Annotated in this window: 16 protein-coding genes; 14 read left to right on the top strand and 2 right to left on the bottom strand. The window is 42.8% G+C overall.

The window, feature by feature from the left end:
* Positions 1-68 precede the first annotated feature (68 nt).
* Positions 69-263: a hypothetical protein gene (locus tag ACESZH_RS01755; RefSeq protein ID WP_373216258.1), complete on the bottom strand. Its 195-nt coding sequence runs from the start codon at positions 261-263 to the stop codon at positions 69-71.
* A 154-nt stretch (positions 264-417) separates the two neighbouring features.
* On the opposite strand from ACESZH_RS01755, the gene ACESZH_RS01750 reads away from it, so the two are divergent.
* From ACESZH_RS01750 to ACESZH_RS01690, 13 genes are all read left to right on the top strand, one after another.
* Positions 418-1,029 (top strand): NUDIX hydrolase, encoded by a 612-nt coding sequence (locus ACESZH_RS01750; RefSeq protein ID WP_373216256.1) that lies wholly within the window; start codon positions 418-420, stop codon positions 1,027-1,029.
* A gap of 22 nt (positions 1,030-1,051) precedes the next feature.
* Positions 1,052-2,053 carry a Gfo/Idh/MocA family protein gene (locus ACESZH_RS01745; protein ID WP_373216254.1) on the top strand — a complete coding sequence of 334 codons (1,002 nt, stop codon included), beginning with the start codon at positions 1,052-1,054 and terminating at the stop codon, positions 2,051-2,053.
* 62 nt (positions 2,054-2,115) lie between these two features.
* Positions 2,116-3,000 carry a ribokinase gene (locus tag ACESZH_RS01740; protein WP_373216252.1) on the top strand — a complete coding sequence of 295 codons (885 nt, stop codon included), beginning with the start codon at positions 2,116-2,118 and terminating at the stop codon, positions 2,998-3,000.
* 132 nt (positions 3,001-3,132) lie between these two features.
* The gene (locus ACESZH_RS01735) at positions 3,133-4,866 is read left to right on the top strand and encodes a S8 family peptidase (protein WP_373216250.1); all 1,734 of its coding nucleotides are present in this window, start codon (positions 3,133-3,135) and stop codon (positions 4,864-4,866) included.
* 210 nt (positions 4,867-5,076) lie between these two features.
* Positions 5,077-5,517, top strand: a complete 441-nt coding sequence (locus ACESZH_RS01730) for a DUF6075 family protein (protein ID WP_373216248.1) — start codon at positions 5,077-5,079, stop codon at positions 5,515-5,517.
* Positions 5,518-5,533: 16 nt separating this feature from the next.
* A complete protein-coding gene (locus ACESZH_RS01725; RefSeq protein WP_373216246.1) occupies positions 5,534-5,701 on the top strand; it encodes a hypothetical protein in 168 nt (55 codons plus the stop codon).
* 17 nt (positions 5,702-5,718) lie between these two features.
* Positions 5,719-6,495 carry a ParA family protein gene (locus ACESZH_RS01720; protein ID WP_373216245.1) on the top strand — a complete coding sequence of 259 codons (777 nt, stop codon included), beginning with the start codon at positions 5,719-5,721 and terminating at the stop codon, positions 6,493-6,495.
* Positions 6,488-7,381, top strand: a complete 894-nt coding sequence (locus ACESZH_RS01715) for a ParB/RepB/Spo0J family partition protein (RefSeq protein ID WP_373216243.1) — start codon at positions 6,488-6,490, stop codon at positions 7,379-7,381. The genes ACESZH_RS01720 and ACESZH_RS01715 overlap by 8 nt, the downstream gene beginning before the upstream one ends.
* A 19-nt stretch (positions 7,382-7,400) precedes the next feature.
* Positions 7,401-8,525: a DUF6017 domain-containing protein gene (locus tag ACESZH_RS01710; RefSeq protein WP_373216241.1), complete on the top strand. Its 1,125-nt coding sequence runs from the start codon at positions 7,401-7,403 to the stop codon at positions 8,523-8,525.
* Between the two features lie 108 nt (positions 8,526-8,633).
* On the top strand, positions 8,634-8,891 hold the full coding sequence (locus ACESZH_RS01705) for a hypothetical protein (RefSeq protein ID WP_373216239.1): 258 nt from the start codon (positions 8,634-8,636) through the stop codon (positions 8,889-8,891).
* Between the two features lie 22 nt (positions 8,892-8,913).
* Positions 8,914-9,432, top strand: coding sequence for a hypothetical protein (locus ACESZH_RS01700; protein WP_373216237.1), 519 nt, complete (start codon positions 8,914-8,916; stop codon positions 9,430-9,432).
* The gene (srtB, locus tag ACESZH_RS01695) at positions 9,420-10,232 is read left to right on the top strand and encodes a class B sortase (RefSeq protein ID WP_373216235.1); all 813 of its coding nucleotides are present in this window, start codon (positions 9,420-9,422) and stop codon (positions 10,230-10,232) included. Before ACESZH_RS01700 ends, srtB begins: the two co-directional genes overlap by 13 nt.
* Positions 10,233-10,287: 55 nt before the next feature.
* Positions 10,288-12,135 (top strand): CAP domain-containing protein, encoded by a 1,848-nt coding sequence (locus ACESZH_RS01690; RefSeq protein WP_373216233.1) that lies wholly within the window; start codon positions 10,288-10,290, stop codon positions 12,133-12,135.
* Between the two features lie 363 nt (positions 12,136-12,498).
* Here the strand turns inward: ACESZH_RS01690 and ACESZH_RS01685 are convergent, their stop codons facing one another.
* Positions 12,499-12,807, bottom strand: coding sequence for a helix-turn-helix domain-containing protein (locus tag ACESZH_RS01685; RefSeq protein WP_373216231.1), 309 nt, complete (start codon positions 12,805-12,807; stop codon positions 12,499-12,501).
* Between the two features lie 150 nt (positions 12,808-12,957).
* On the opposite strand from ACESZH_RS01685, the gene ACESZH_RS01680 reads away from it, so the two are divergent.
* A complete protein-coding gene (locus tag ACESZH_RS01680; protein ID WP_373216229.1) occupies positions 12,958-13,593 on the top strand; it encodes a hypothetical protein in 636 nt (211 codons plus the stop codon).
* Positions 13,594-13,744 lie beyond the last annotated feature (151 nt).

Here is a 13,744-nt window from a genome sequence, read left to right as displayed (position 1 = left end):
CCGCCATTTACTGCAATTCGCTTTACAAACTGCAATGCTAAATAGCTTCGCGCTACGGCTTCAGCTATTTAGTCCTCTTTTTTCTCCACTACGATGGAGTCGATGTCTTCAGCCTCAAAAACGTATCCGCAGGAGCATTTTGCATCTTCTACAATTCTGCCTCTGTTTGTAAAGACCTCTACTTCCTTTCCACATTTTGGACAGGTGCGGTCCTCCGGGACCGGAGTTCTGTACTGGGATTCACAACCATCTAATACTGCCATGATAAATACCTCCTGTTTTTTTCTTTTATTATACTCTCAAACAGGGGGCAAGTAAAGGGAAAGCCATGGATTGATTTTACTTGCCTCTTTACAGACGGGATGATTATTTTTATAATGGGAATATATGTGAAAACGGAAGAAAGAGGGGTTTATCATGGGAAAGATCAACAGCGTAGAAAAGCTTACAGATAACCGTTTTGTCAATCTCTATAACGTAAAGGCAACCAGTGTCCATAATACACAGGTGGACTATTTTGTAGCCTCCCGCGCGAAAAGCATTGAAAGTATGAAGCTTTCCACACACAAAAATATTCCGGACGGCGTGATCATTTACAGTGTTTACGGCGAGAAGCACGACAAAGTGGTGCTGATTCGCCAGTACCGCTATACCCTGGGAGATTATATCTATGAATTTCCGGCAGGACTGGTAGAGCCGGGAGAAAACTATCACGAGGGGGCCGTGCGGGAGCTTTACGAGGAAACCGGGCTGACTTTAAAGCCCATCGAGGTGGAGGAAGCTTACCAGAAACCATACTTTACCACAGTGGGAATGACGGATGAATCCTGCGCTACGGTTTACGGCTATGCCAGCGGCGAGATCAGCGCAGCAGCCCAGGAGGACAGCGAGGAGATCGAGGTTGTGATAGCTGACCGGGAGGAAGTAAAAAGGATACTTCGGGAAGAAAATGTGGCGATCATGTGTGCATATATGCTGATGCACTTTCTGCATGATGATGAGCCGTTTGCATTTTTGAATCAAAAATAATTGCTTAACGAAATAACATAGGATGGTGCGGAAAATGATCAGAATCGGAACGGTAGGAACAAGCAATATAACACAAAAATTTTTATCAGCAGCCAAAGAAAGCAAAAGGATTCATTATGGTGCAGCCTATTCCAGGAATATGGAAAAGGCGAAGGATTTTGCACAGAGATTCGGGGCAGATAAATCTTATGATTCTTTGAAAGAAATGGCTGAGGACAAGGATTTGGACGCAGTATACATAGCCAGTCCCAACTTTCTTCATTTTGAACAGACTATGCTGTTTTTAAGGGCAGGAAAGCATGTTCTGTGTGAGAAATCGTTGGCTTCCAACAGTTGGGAGGCAAAACAGATGATAGAATATGCAAACGAACATAGTCTTGTATTGCTGGAAGCAATAAGACCTATTTTTGATCCCGGCTATGCGGCGATAGAATCAAATATCAGTAAGCTTGGAACTATTCGCCAGGTTAGATTATGCTTTGGACGGTATTCAAGTAAATATGATGATTTTCTGGAAGGCAAATCACCCAATATATTTGAGCCAAAGTGTTCTGCCGGAGCTTTGATGGATATGGGAGTATATTGTGTTCATCCCCTTGTAGGACTATTTGGGTTTCCTAAGCAATTACAGTCTGCCTGTGTGAAGCTTTCGAATGGAATTGATGGAAATGGTCTGATCCTGGGAACTTATTCCGATATGATTGCCGAACTTTCTTATTCTAAAATTTCAGACAGCCAATTACACAGTGAGATTCAAGGCGAGCTTGGAACAATGATAATTTCTGATATTTCATCGCCCGAAGATATAAAAATTTCGTATAAAAACGGGAAGGAAGAGATATTGGAAGTCCCTGTATGTGAGAATAATATGGTTTATGAAGCAATTGCATTTGCAGATGCAATTGAGAATCAAACAGATACTGCGAGGTATCATAAAATTTCATTACTTGCTATGAAATTGATGGATGAGGTTAGAAAACAACAAAGTATTATTTTTCCGGCTGATACGAATATAGGAAAATAATTTTCAGGTTTATAAGTGGTGTAGTAAAAGTAAATTGAAGAAATGTCTATTGGGAGGTTTATATGAAGGTTTTAAATTTTGGTTCCTTAAACTATGATTATGTTTATAAAGTGGATCACATGTTATTGCCAGGAGAAACGCAGAGCTCATCGGGAATGGAGCTTCATTTGGGAGGCAAAGGACTGAACCAGTCTATTGCCCTGGCAAAAGCAGGGGTTCACGTTTTTCATGCCGGAATGGTGGGAGAAGACGGGGAGCTTTTTCTTGAGACCTGTAAAAAGAATGGGGTAGATACCACCTATATTAAAACGATTCCAGGAAAAAGTGGACATACAATCATCCAGCTTGACAAAAATGCACAGAACAGCATTCTTTTATATGGCGGAAGCAACCGGGCGATCACAAAAGAATATATTGACGAAGTGCTTTCAAATTTTGAAAAAGGAGATATCATTCTTCTTCAGAATGAGATCAGTAATCTGGATTACATCATAGAGGAGGCTTATAAAAAGGAAATGAGCATTGTTCTCAATCCTTCCCCCTATGATTCTTATCTTGATGCGTGCGATATGTCAAAGATATCTGTTTTCCTTTTAAATGAGATTGAAGGAGGCCAGATATCCGGTGAAACGGAAGCGGAAAAGATTCTTGATGTGATGCTTGAAAAATTTCCAAATGCAAAGGTCGTACTTACCCTGGGAGGCGATGGAGCTATGTACCGCGACTCCGAGCAAACCTGCCACCAGAAGCCTTTTAAGGTAAAACCAGTGGATACCACGGCTGCAGGAGATACTTTTACGGGGTATTTTATCGCTGCTCTGCAGAATGGACTGCCTGTACAGGAAAGCCTTGCGCTTTGTTCCAAGGCAGCAGCAATTGCCATTACAAGGATGGGTGCTACAGATTCCATTCCTACGATGAAAGAAGTTCAGGAAACAGTATTGTAATGATAAGCTGACAGCGATTGGAGTTTATTCCCGCGAGTAATGAGGCATGTGCGTTTCAATAATAAGTTATGTTCTGGGATGGCAATTCTGCTAATAGAATAAAAAGAACAGACAATTTTGAGGTCTTATTTTATGGCAGATCAGAAGCTGGATAATCTGTTAAATCTTGCAATAGATTCCACACGGCGGGAACGGGAAAAGTCCTGGAACTTAAATGTAGGCTATGATGAAGAGCTGAATCTTTGGGATGTGATCGTGAAGTACAGCGGGTCGGAAACCTCTCTTTTGGGAGAAAGGATCACGGCAGTGCCGCTCCTTGGAGGATACGCCATTGTGACGCTGCCGGAGGAGCGGTTGGAAGCGTATGCCTCCAGGCCGCAGGTGGAATTTATGGAAAAGCCGAAGCGCCTTTATTTCAGTACTTTTCAGGCAAAAAGGGCAAGCTGTATCCGTTCTGTGCAGGGCAGCGGGACGATTCCGGGAATCGGGACAGCGGGGCTTACGGGAAATGGGATTCTTGTGGGCGTGGTGGATTCAGGTGTGGATTACCGGCATCCTGATTTTTGTAAAGAGGATGGGAGTACTCGGATCCTGAAGCTGTGGGACCAGGGGGCTATGCCGGAAAGTCCGGATGGAGCAACGGGAAACCAGGACGGTGAAGGGGAAACAGCGAGAGATTCCGCATCCGATTGGGTGCGCAGACCGCCGGAAGGATATTCCACCGGAGTGGAATACACCCGGGAAATGATAGATGCGGCCCTGGTTTTGCCGCCGTCGGAAGGATATAGGATCGTTCCGGAACGGGATCTCAGCGGTCACGGAACCTCTGTCCTTGGCATTGCAGCAGGAAATGGACGGGCGTCTGAGGGTGTAAACAGCGGTGTTGCATACGAAAGCGATATTATCGTGGTAAAGCTTGGAGTTCCAAAGGAAAATTCTTTTCCCAGAACAACAGAACTGATGCAGGGAATTGATTATCTGGTGCGGCAGTCTCTGGAGCTTGGACGCCCCATGGCGATCAATCTGAGCTTTGGGAATAACTATGGTTCCCACAGAGGAGATTCCCTGTTGGAGACATACATTGATACTGTGGCAAATATGGGCCGCGTTGTAATATGCGCGGGAACAGGAAATAACGGAAATGACAATCTGCATACAGCGGGTCAGGTAGTGGGCCGTGAAATGCAGGAAATAGAGCTTGGGGTAAGCCCTTATGAGCCGGTGCTGAATGTTCAGTTATGGAAAGCTTATTCAGATGAAATAGAAATCTATCTGGAGCATCCGTCAGGGACACGCATCGGCCCTCTTTATGAGGAGCTTGGCCCCCAGAGATACAGGGCAGGGGATACCGAAATATTAATTTATTACGGAAAACCCGGCCCTTTTCAGATTACCCAGGAAATCTATTTTGACTTTATTCCACGGGGAAGCTATGTGGACAGCGGCGTATGGAAGATCCTTCTGCAAGGCCGCAGAGTCCGGGAGGGCGAATACTATCTATGGCTGCCTGGTGGCGCTGTACTAAATCCCAATACGGGCTTTTTTTTGCCTCAGGCAGAGGGAACCCTGACCATTCCCTCCACCGCTTCCCGGGTCATCACCGTGGGCGCCTACGATTCCCGCCTGAATGCCTATGCCGATTTTTCCGGAAGGGGAAGCGTGAACCTGGTTTACCGAAAACCGGATCTTGCCGCTCCCGGTGTAAATATTACCGCTCCGATTCCAGGCGGCAGTTACGCCTCCGTCACCGGAACTTCTTTTGCCACGCCCTTCGTCACCGGCGCGGCAGCGCTGCTGATGCAGTGGGGAATCGTCATGGGGAACGATCCGTTTTTGTATTCACCAACTATAATAGGACTAAGGTAGAAACAACCTGATAATTTCAGGGGATTCTGCTTAGTCCTATTTTTCATTTCATCAGATTTTCTACATCTGATTTAGTAACGTTACGCTAAGTATAACACAAAATATACCGGTATTCAAAGGAATTTATGCTGTCGGTCAGATATTTTTGGACCGGCAGCAAAGTGCACATGATTTGCAGTAAATACAATACAGAATCGGGAGGGTTTGCACATGAATAGTACAGCGACAGGAGCGGAAAACAAGAATGCAACTAATACAATAACCTTTATCAGTCGGGAACACGAGGCATTTTATATTGAGTATCTTTTAAAGTGCAGATATCAGGATGTCTACCATAAGGCATTGATTTATTGCCTTGGGATTAACAGAGATACAAGAGAACATATAGATAGGATTTATGATTTTGTCACAGGATGCGTAAAAGTGAAGTGTCTGCAGGAAGGATGGCAGACCAGCGGCAGCTTAAGAGTGGTTCGTTTGGCATTTAGTTTATATTGCGATGGAATGCCAAGTGTGCGTAGTAAACGGAATACAGAAGAAAAAGTGAAGGAGTGTCAGGAATATACAGTCAGTGAGTTGTTTTGTTGCGAATATGCGCCGTACTTTTGGGAAGCAATCAAAATCCGTTATCCGGGATACTGCATGGATTAATGGAAGGAGGAACGATATGCTGAAAATCAGGCTTCAGGGGACAAAGAAAGATATTAACTGGTTCAAAAAAGTAATAATGCAAAATGATGAAATCGAAATTTTGCAGTTTTCAGAACCATATGCAAATAAAGGAACCACGAATTATTTTCGGGTGTACGGTGAAGTAGAAAAGAACGACAAATAAGGATAAAGGTGAAGGTTATGTGTAAAGTTATCGCAGTTGCAGGACAAAAAGGTGGAATTGGAAAAACGACTACAAGTATCAATTTAGGAGCCGGATTAGTCAGACAGGGGAAGAAGGTTCTTCTGGTGGACGCTGATCCGCAGGGACATCTGACTTTAGGATTGGGATATCCCAAGGCGTTGAAGGTGTCTCTGAAAAATATGATGGAAAATATTATCATGGGAATGGAATTTGATCCTCACGAAGCGATATTGAACCATTCAGAGGGAATGGATATAGTTCCATCTAATAAGCTGTTGGTCAGTATGGATGTATCTTTGTTTTCTGTGGAAGATAGGGAAACAGTCCTGAAAGAATATCTGGAACTTTTAAAAGCGGATTATGATTATATCATTATTGACTGCATGCCGTCCCTTGGTATGTTGACGATTAATGCGTTGTGTGCGGCGGACAGTGTACTGATACCGGTCCAGCCACAGTTTTACTCTGCAGACGGTCTGACAGAACTGTTAAGAGTGGTAAAAGGAACGCGACAAAGATTTAATCCTGCTTTGGAGATAGAGGGAATCTTATTTACCATGGATGCCAGCCGTTACAACAATTCCAAGCGGGTAAAAAGTGCGATTGCATCTACATATGGAAAAGATTTCAGGATTTTTCCATGCAGTATCCCACGATCTGAAGCATTAGCTGTAGCCCCACAGCAGGGAAATAGTATTTTTGCCTATGATGGAAATGGTAAAGGGGCAAAGAGCTATGCGGAATTAGTGGAGGAGGTGCTGAATCATGCGTAAGCCTACAAAAGAGATTCAGCTGACTTCTTATGATGAACTGCTGGGAATCAATGAAAGTGAAAGTTCTGCTCAGGGAAAAGTAGTTGAAGTGCCACTGGACGAGCTGCATTCGTTTAAAAATCATCCATTTCAGGTGAATGATGATGAAGAAATGGATGACTTGGTAGAGAGCATCCGGCAGCATGGTGTATTGAATCCTGGAATTGTCCGTCCAAGACCGGAAGGTGGATATGAAATCATATCAGGACACAGAAGGAAGCGCGGCAGTGAATTGGCAGGGCTTTCAACACTTCCAGTTCTAATTCAGGAATACAGTGATGATGAAGCAGTGATAATCATGGTGAATGCCAATATTCAGCGTGAAAATATTCTTCCGAGTGAGAAAGCATTTGCTTACAAAATGAAAATGGAAGCATTGCGGCATCAGGGGATGAAAGACAGCAAAGGGGAAGATACAGCAGAGCTGGTTGGAAAAAAAGCTGGTGACAGCGGCAGGAAGGTTCAGCGGTATATCCGTTTGACCGAACTGTTGCCGGAACTTCTGGAGAGGGTAGATCAAAAGAAACTGAACTTTATTTCGGCAGTCTCTTTATCTTACCTGACGAAAGAAGAACAGGAATGGGTAGTTCAGTGCATAACGGAAAAGCGGGTAAGCATATCCGGTAAAGCCGCGGAAGAACTAAAAAAATACAGTGCAGAAAAGAAACTGACCAGACTGGCAGTGGAATTGGCTCTTTGTAAAGAGAAAAAAGAAAGCCGGAAACTTTCTTTTTCAGAGGAAAGAGTCAATAGGTATTTTCCGGCAGAGTATAGCAAAGAGCAGATGGAAGAGGTAATCTGCAGGCTTTTAGAAGAATGGAGTAAGAACGAAATACCGAGTAAATGAGAAGCAGGAGGGGTGACGTATGCAGGAATTACAGTTTGACTATTTTCGGGGCGGAGAAGCGGAGCAGTTCAGCTTCTACCGTGTTCCGAAGGTACTGTTTACTGCGGAATGTTTCAAAAATCTTTCCTGTGAAGCGAAAGTTCTGTACGGTCTGATGCTGGACCGTATGGGACTTAGCATAAAGAATCGCTGGTTTGATGAAGAAGACAGGGTTTATATAGTATTTACAGTTGAAGAAATCATGGAGTTGCTTAACTGTAAGTCTCAAAAAGCGACCAAATTGATAAAAGAGCTGGATATGGAAAATGGTATTGGCCTGATCGAAAAAAAGAGGCTTGGACTTGGCAAACCGAATGTCATCTATGTGAAAAATTTTATGATTAGAGAGTCTGCGGAACTAAAAGGCAGACTGGAGACAGAGGGAGTTTTAGCAGGACAAAACGCCGAAGATGCAGCAGAACATAAGGAATTATGCGGTGTTTTGCAGAATTTTGAAAATCAAAAATCAAGAGTTTTGAAAATCAAAGATCAAGAATTTCGGGAATCAAAAATCAAGAATTTTGAAAATCAAAAATCAGGAGTTTTGAAAATCGAAAATCAGGAATTTCGGGAATCAAAAATCAGGAGTTTTGAAAATCAAAATTCTGGAAGTATGAAAATCAAAAATCAAGAATTTCGAAAATCAAACTCTAATAATACTGATATTAATGATACTGAGAAGAATGATACTATCTCATCTTATCTATCTTTTTCGGAGCAGGGAATGAAAGAGGATCCGATGGATATGATGGATGCCTACCGGGGAATTGTCAGGAAAAATATTTCTTATGATGCATTGGTGCATGATGCAGTATACAGCCAGGAACAGTTGGATGAGCTTGTAGAGCTGATTGTTGAAGTGATGATGCTGCCTGATGAAATGCCGGTTCGTATCGCTGGTTCAGAGAAACTGGCGGCAGTGATAAAGAGCAGATTTATGAAGCTTACTATGATGCACATAACGTATGTTCTGGAGTGTTTGCGTGGCAGCAACTCAAAAATAGGAAATATAAAGGCGTATATTTTAACCGCGTTGTATAATGCGACAATGACAATGGAGCATTATTATCAGGCAGAAGTAGGGCATGATTTTCATGGTTCATGAAGTGTCAGGGAAGAAGAACTTCGCGACAAATTGTCGGGAAGTGCAAGTTGTGTCAGGGAAAAGAACTTCGCGACAAATTGTCGGGAAGTGGAATGGAGCTAGTTGGAAATGGTGAAGAAAATGATGATCCGGTTTCATCTGGAGGACGAGCAGCACAGGCTGGCCTATGAAATTTTAGTGGGAAGAAATCGCTGCAGGTATAAAGCGCTTGCAGATTATGTCGTACCGGCAGTGACAGAATATGCAAAGCATGCGGAAGAGCAGAAGTCTTTACTGTTGTCTGAACATGATAAGGAGCAAATGGTGAAAGAAATTTTGAGAGAGCTGGAAAGAAAAAATCAGCTTCCTCATGAGCCGGGAATTTAAAACAGAGAAATGGTGAGCGCGTATGATTTTTGGACCGATGGATGAAACTGAGATGAAACAGTATCTTCAGGAGATGAATACTCTGGAAGAGAAAATAGACAAACGAAAAAAGCAGGCATATCAGGCAGTGGAATCTCTGGAAGAAAGCATTGAGAGAAATTCTTTTCCTTCAACGGTTCGGGAATACAGTCCATCCGGTATAAGGATGAAAGACAAGGTATTTGATATCCTGCAGAAATCGTACCGTGATATCGACCGCCAGCTGGAAGATTTATCGCAGGAACTTTTACAGATTACAGAAGAGGAAGAAAAAATGTATTTTGTAAAACGGTGCATACGAGGGCTGCCTCTGACGCAGGCTGATCTGATTAAAGAACTGGTCATAGATGGCTGCAGCTGGGAACTGTTTGCAAAGAGAAATTATATCAGCAAGGCAACCATTTCCAGAAGGAGGAAGACGGCAATGAGGAATTTACTTTTTTTGTATAATTTTCGATTCTCACAGAAGAAGGAAGGGGAGGGAACGAATTGCGGAAATTGATTACCGTGATATCGGTAGTTATGATCTCTGCCGGATGCTGGTATGCGATCACTGTATTTCAGGAATATCGGGATGGACAGAAACTTTATGAAGATATAACCGACCAGTTTACCCTTCCGGTGACCGGAGAAAACATGGAAGAAGCCATGAGACAAGGCAGTAAAGAAAAGGAAGTACAAGAATCTGCAAATGATGGTGAGATGCAGAAAGAGTTGCCGCCAGAGGATGCGCCGGAACGTATGGAAGTGGATTGGACAGGCCTAAAAGCGGTGAATCCGGATATAGTTGCGTGGATTCAGCTTCCTGCCATTGATATTTCTTATCCGGTGGTACAGGGGGATGACAACAGTTATTACCTGCATCGTTCGATTACAAAGGAAGAGCTTTTTTCCGGCTGTTTGTTTGTGGATGCGTATAATGATCCGAACCTGCAGAATTTTAATACGATTATCTACGGGCATAACATGCGGGATGGAAGCATGTTTGCAAAGTTAAAAGAATACGATAACGCCGAAACGTGGACTGCCTGCCCTTACTTTTGGATTTATACGGAACAGGGAGATCATCTGTATCGTATTTTCAGCAGCCATAAGGCAGAGGTAAATGGGAGCACGTTTACAGTACGCTTTTCAGATATAAAGTCCTATGTCAGCTGGCTGCAAAAAATGAAAGACAGTTCCAGCGTGGCTTCGGAACTTGATCTTGCCTATGGTGATAAGGTGGTGACATTGTCTACCTGCACATCAGGTGGCGGTGTGCGTCAGATTCTGCAGGGGGTTCTGGTCTATCAGTCATGGTAAGCAGAAAGAAATTTTAGAGAAGTGGTTTTAAATGGGATAAGGAGGAAACAGCAGTATGAGCAAACGGAAGAATAATTGTGTATATGGGATACTTGGATTTGTTGTGTTGCTTGTTGGATTATGGTACAGTACTTGTCTGGCGAACGCATCTTTCTATGGGGATGAGTTTGAAATTTCTATTCAGGCAGTGGAAAAATATGATATGGCATATGAACTGCTGAGTTATATAAATCAGGAACGGGAAAGTCTGGGGCTGCAGCCACTTGTGATGGACCGGCAACTTATGGAGGCCGCACTGATAAGAGCGACAGAAGTAAATGTGCTGAATTCCCACTGGCGGCCAAACGGAACACGGTCCACCAGCACAATGGGTGTGGAAGCGGTGTATGAAAACATCAACAGCTATGCAGTATCAGCCAAAAGTGTGTATGAGGGCTGGATGGCATCCACAGATGGACACAAAACACCGGTTATTGATCCTGCCTGCAGAGCAGTTGGAATCGGGATTGTTAATCATGTTGCAGTAGCGGAATTTTCTTATTCCGAACCAGAAGAGATAAAGTTAACTGGCACTAATAGCAGAATACGACAGGTCCAGCTCCGGTTGAGTCTGTGCCGGTTTTCATTGAGTACAGGAAACAGTCTGGAATATGGAAATCAGGATAAACTGATGCTTGTTTCTACGATTGAGAATCAGGGAGTTCCGACAGAAATAGATCTGGCACAGTTTCAGATTTCAAGCAGCGATCCGGATATGATTACCGTTATGTCAAATGGTGTGTTGCGGGGAAATAAAGCGGGATCGGCAGTGATCGAGGTGGTTTGGAGAACAGATACTTCCATAGCGAGTGATCTGACAATTCCAGTCAAGCCTTTGGATATTAGCGTTCAGGGAAATGCAGGATTTATTTATGAGCAGAATCAGGCTTATTCTGGAACATCCATAGAGCCGTCAGTTACTGTTACAGACAAGTATGGAAGCACCTTACAGGAAGGAAAAGATTTTACCTTAAGTTATACAGATAACGTGGACAGCGGGACAGCTCTGATAAAAGTTCAGGGAATGGGGAATTATAGTGGAACGAGATATCTTTCATTTTCTATTCAAAAAACATCTGATTCAGCAAAAATAGAGGAAATGGAAATTGAAGTACAGAACACAGAAACGGAAAGTACATTCCTGGCTAATTTTAATTACATTGCCCCGACCATAACATTATCCCAGAAAAATTATCTTTATGATGGTACAGCGAAAACTCCGGCAGTGTCTGTAAGTGTAAAAAGAGAGCAACTGCAGGAAGGAACGGATTATCGTGTAAGCTATGAAAATAACGTAAACCCGGGACAGGCAGTTGTGGTGATACAGGGAATAAACCGTTGCTCCGGAGAGCACCGGGTTACTTTTTACATTGAAAAGGAGACGGTGCAGAGCGAAGCGGAGAGTGTTAAAACTACCGTACAGACATCTACAGGTTCTTCAGCAGCGGTATCAAGTATGGCAGGTTCTTCTGCAGATTTGAGTGCGGATATAGGGAACGAAACAAAAGCAGAAGCTGCTATTGAGAAAAGTATGTCAGGAAAAGAAGTTTCGTCAGGAACTGCAAAGAAAGTAACGGTAAAGCAGCCAAAAATCCAGAAGATTAAGCGGTCAAAGAAAAAGCAGATTACGGTATATTGGAAAAAGGATAAGACAGTGTCCGGATACCAGATTCAGATTGCGACCAATAAGAAGATGTCAAAAGGAAAGAAGACGATTGCTGTCTCTAAGAAAAAGACATCTTATACTGTAAAAAAACTGAAATCAAAACGGACCTATTATGTAAGAATCCGTTCCTACAAGAAAGTAAAAGGAAAGATATATTATAGCAAATGGTCACAGATAAAGGCTGTTAAGGTAAAGTAAGAATTCTCTCTTGCCCGCCTTAATTAGACATGGTATAGTAACGTTTATAATTGAATCAGGAAGCAGGATGTATATTTCGATCTGCCCTCAAATTTTATGAAGGAGAGGGTGATGCCCATGGATACAATGGAAGTATTAACGCTTTTATTAGTTGTCTTCGCGGCGCTGACCTACATAGATCAACATAATAAGAAATAGCATCCCACCGTCCAAAGTAGATGCTATTTCTTAAATGAGATAAATTTTCTACTGAGGGCATCAGATTTTGCATCTGACAACCTTTCTGATTTGATTATACATCGGGGGGCTTGGGAAATCAAGTCCTCCTTTTTTCAGAGTGACAGCCATGTTGGCAGGCACAGCCTATTTCTTCAGGCTTTTGATAATGGCTTTTACATTTTTCAGGCATTCCGGATCTAAAGCAGACAAATCTTCAATGAGTTCCTGAAACTCTGTTGGATGCTCATTGCCTTCATCAAAAAATTCAGATGGCGTAACACCAAGGTATTCGCAGATATAGAAAAATACCTGCATGGATGGAAATCCATTTCTGTTTTCAAGTGCGTTGATGTAACCGGCACTCTGTCCGATAGACAGACTCATATCCCGTGCGGATACGCCCTTTTCCATTCTTAACTTTGCCAGTCTTTGATAAAATAAGTCTTCAAACATAGTGCACCACCTTTTTGTAAGATTGTACCCTACACTATATGTAATTATGTCTGGTTTGAACGGACGTTTTAATTGACGTATCTGGTTGTACTATATATTATGGAGAAAATGAAAGGTTTGACAGGATACAAAGGAGGAATACAAGCGAAAATGTTGAAACAAGTGAAGATGATAGCAGCATGTCTGGGGATTTTGTGTATCTGGTATAGTTCTACAAAAGCGGTGGAAACGCTGTCTTTGTATGATCGGGAGATGGAAGCAGAAATCTGCCTTTTATGTGGAGAGAATGAAAGGGCATTGCTTTCTTATTACAAAGGACAGAAGAATATCGGCATCATCAACCTGCATACAGGGGATTTTTCACCCGTTGAAATTAACCGGTATACGGATTCCGGAACCCTTATCAGCAGTGCTTCAAAGAGCATGACCGCAGCAACGAATTCTTTTGAGGGTGGTTTTGTTACGTCCGTTACGCTGAATACGGATCGTGGTTATGCCAATGTATCACTTTCTTTTCAAAAACAGGCTATGGATAAAAAGATAGCAGAAAAAAATATATGCGCGGACTGCCTGACAGGTATTCTGGAGAAAAGTTGGGGGGATGCGCCTTATAGTATCGGTGTGATTGATTTTGCTACATTTGAGGTCCGTCTTCTGGAAAAATCTGTGGCTGCCTTTTTATTTGGGGATTATTACATATCCTGCGACTACCGGGAACGGCAGCCGGATACAGAAAAGGTGGATGCAGAACTGTTGGTTTTTTATTGTCCGGAAAGATATCAGTAGAAAAGTGAAACTTTGTGAAAACCTTTGAAAATGAATTTTGTGTTATGCTTAACCTGTGAAAAATAGAGAACGAAAAAGAAGGCTGCCCGGTGCAGTCTTTTTTTCATGCCTTTTTCAGAAGGAAAGGGGGAAGTACTTGCAGATCTGAAAA

The sequence above is a fragment of the Ruminococcus sp. 5_1_39BFAA genome, assembly GCF_964240875.1.
Classification (GTDB): domain Bacteria; phylum Bacillota; class Clostridia; order Lachnospirales; family Lachnospiraceae; genus Blautia_A.
This window is presented reverse-complemented; position numbering and strand designations above follow the sequence as displayed.

Bases quoted from the DNA above. Each gene is read 5' to 3' on its own strand.
- ACESZH_RS01755 (WP_373216258.1), bottom strand. From the start codon at position 263: ATGGCAGTATTAGATGGTTGTGAATCCCAGTACAGAACTCCGGTCCCG.
- ACESZH_RS01750 (WP_373216256.1), top strand. From the start codon at position 418: ATGGGAAAGATCAACAGCGTAGAAAAGCTTACAGATAACCGTTTTGTC.
- ACESZH_RS01745 (WP_373216254.1), top strand. From the start codon at position 1,052: ATGGTGCGGAAAATGATCAGAATCGGAACGGTAGGAACAAGCAATATA.
- ACESZH_RS01740 (WP_373216252.1), top strand. From the start codon at position 2,116: ATGAAGGTTTTAAATTTTGGTTCCTTAAACTATGATTATGTTTATAAA.
- ACESZH_RS01735 (WP_373216250.1), top strand. From the start codon at position 3,133: ATGGCAGATCAGAAGCTGGATAATCTGTTAAATCTTGCAATAGATTCC.
- ACESZH_RS01730 (WP_373216248.1), top strand. From the start codon at position 5,077: ATGAATAGTACAGCGACAGGAGCGGAAAACAAGAATGCAACTAATACA.
- ACESZH_RS01725 (WP_373216246.1), top strand. From the start codon at position 5,534: ATGCTGAAAATCAGGCTTCAGGGGACAAAGAAAGATATTAACTGGTTC.
- ACESZH_RS01720 (WP_373216245.1), top strand. From the start codon at position 5,719: ATGTGTAAAGTTATCGCAGTTGCAGGACAAAAAGGTGGAATTGGAAAA.
- ACESZH_RS01715 (WP_373216243.1), top strand. From the start codon at position 6,488: ATGCGTAAGCCTACAAAAGAGATTCAGCTGACTTCTTATGATGAACTG.
- ACESZH_RS01710 (WP_373216241.1), top strand. From the start codon at position 7,401: ATGCAGGAATTACAGTTTGACTATTTTCGGGGCGGAGAAGCGGAGCAG.
- ACESZH_RS01705 (WP_373216239.1), top strand. From the start codon at position 8,634: ATGGTGAAGAAAATGATGATCCGGTTTCATCTGGAGGACGAGCAGCAC.
- ACESZH_RS01700 (WP_373216237.1), top strand. From the start codon at position 8,914: ATGATTTTTGGACCGATGGATGAAACTGAGATGAAACAGTATCTTCAG.
- ACESZH_RS01690 (WP_373216233.1), top strand. From the start codon at position 10,288: ATGAGCAAACGGAAGAATAATTGTGTATATGGGATACTTGGATTTGTT.
- ACESZH_RS01685 (WP_373216231.1), bottom strand. From the start codon at position 12,807: ATGTTTGAAGACTTATTTTATCAAAGACTGGCAAAGTTAAGAATGGAA.
- ACESZH_RS01680 (WP_373216229.1), top strand. From the start codon at position 12,958: ATGTTGAAACAAGTGAAGATGATAGCAGCATGTCTGGGGATTTTGTGT.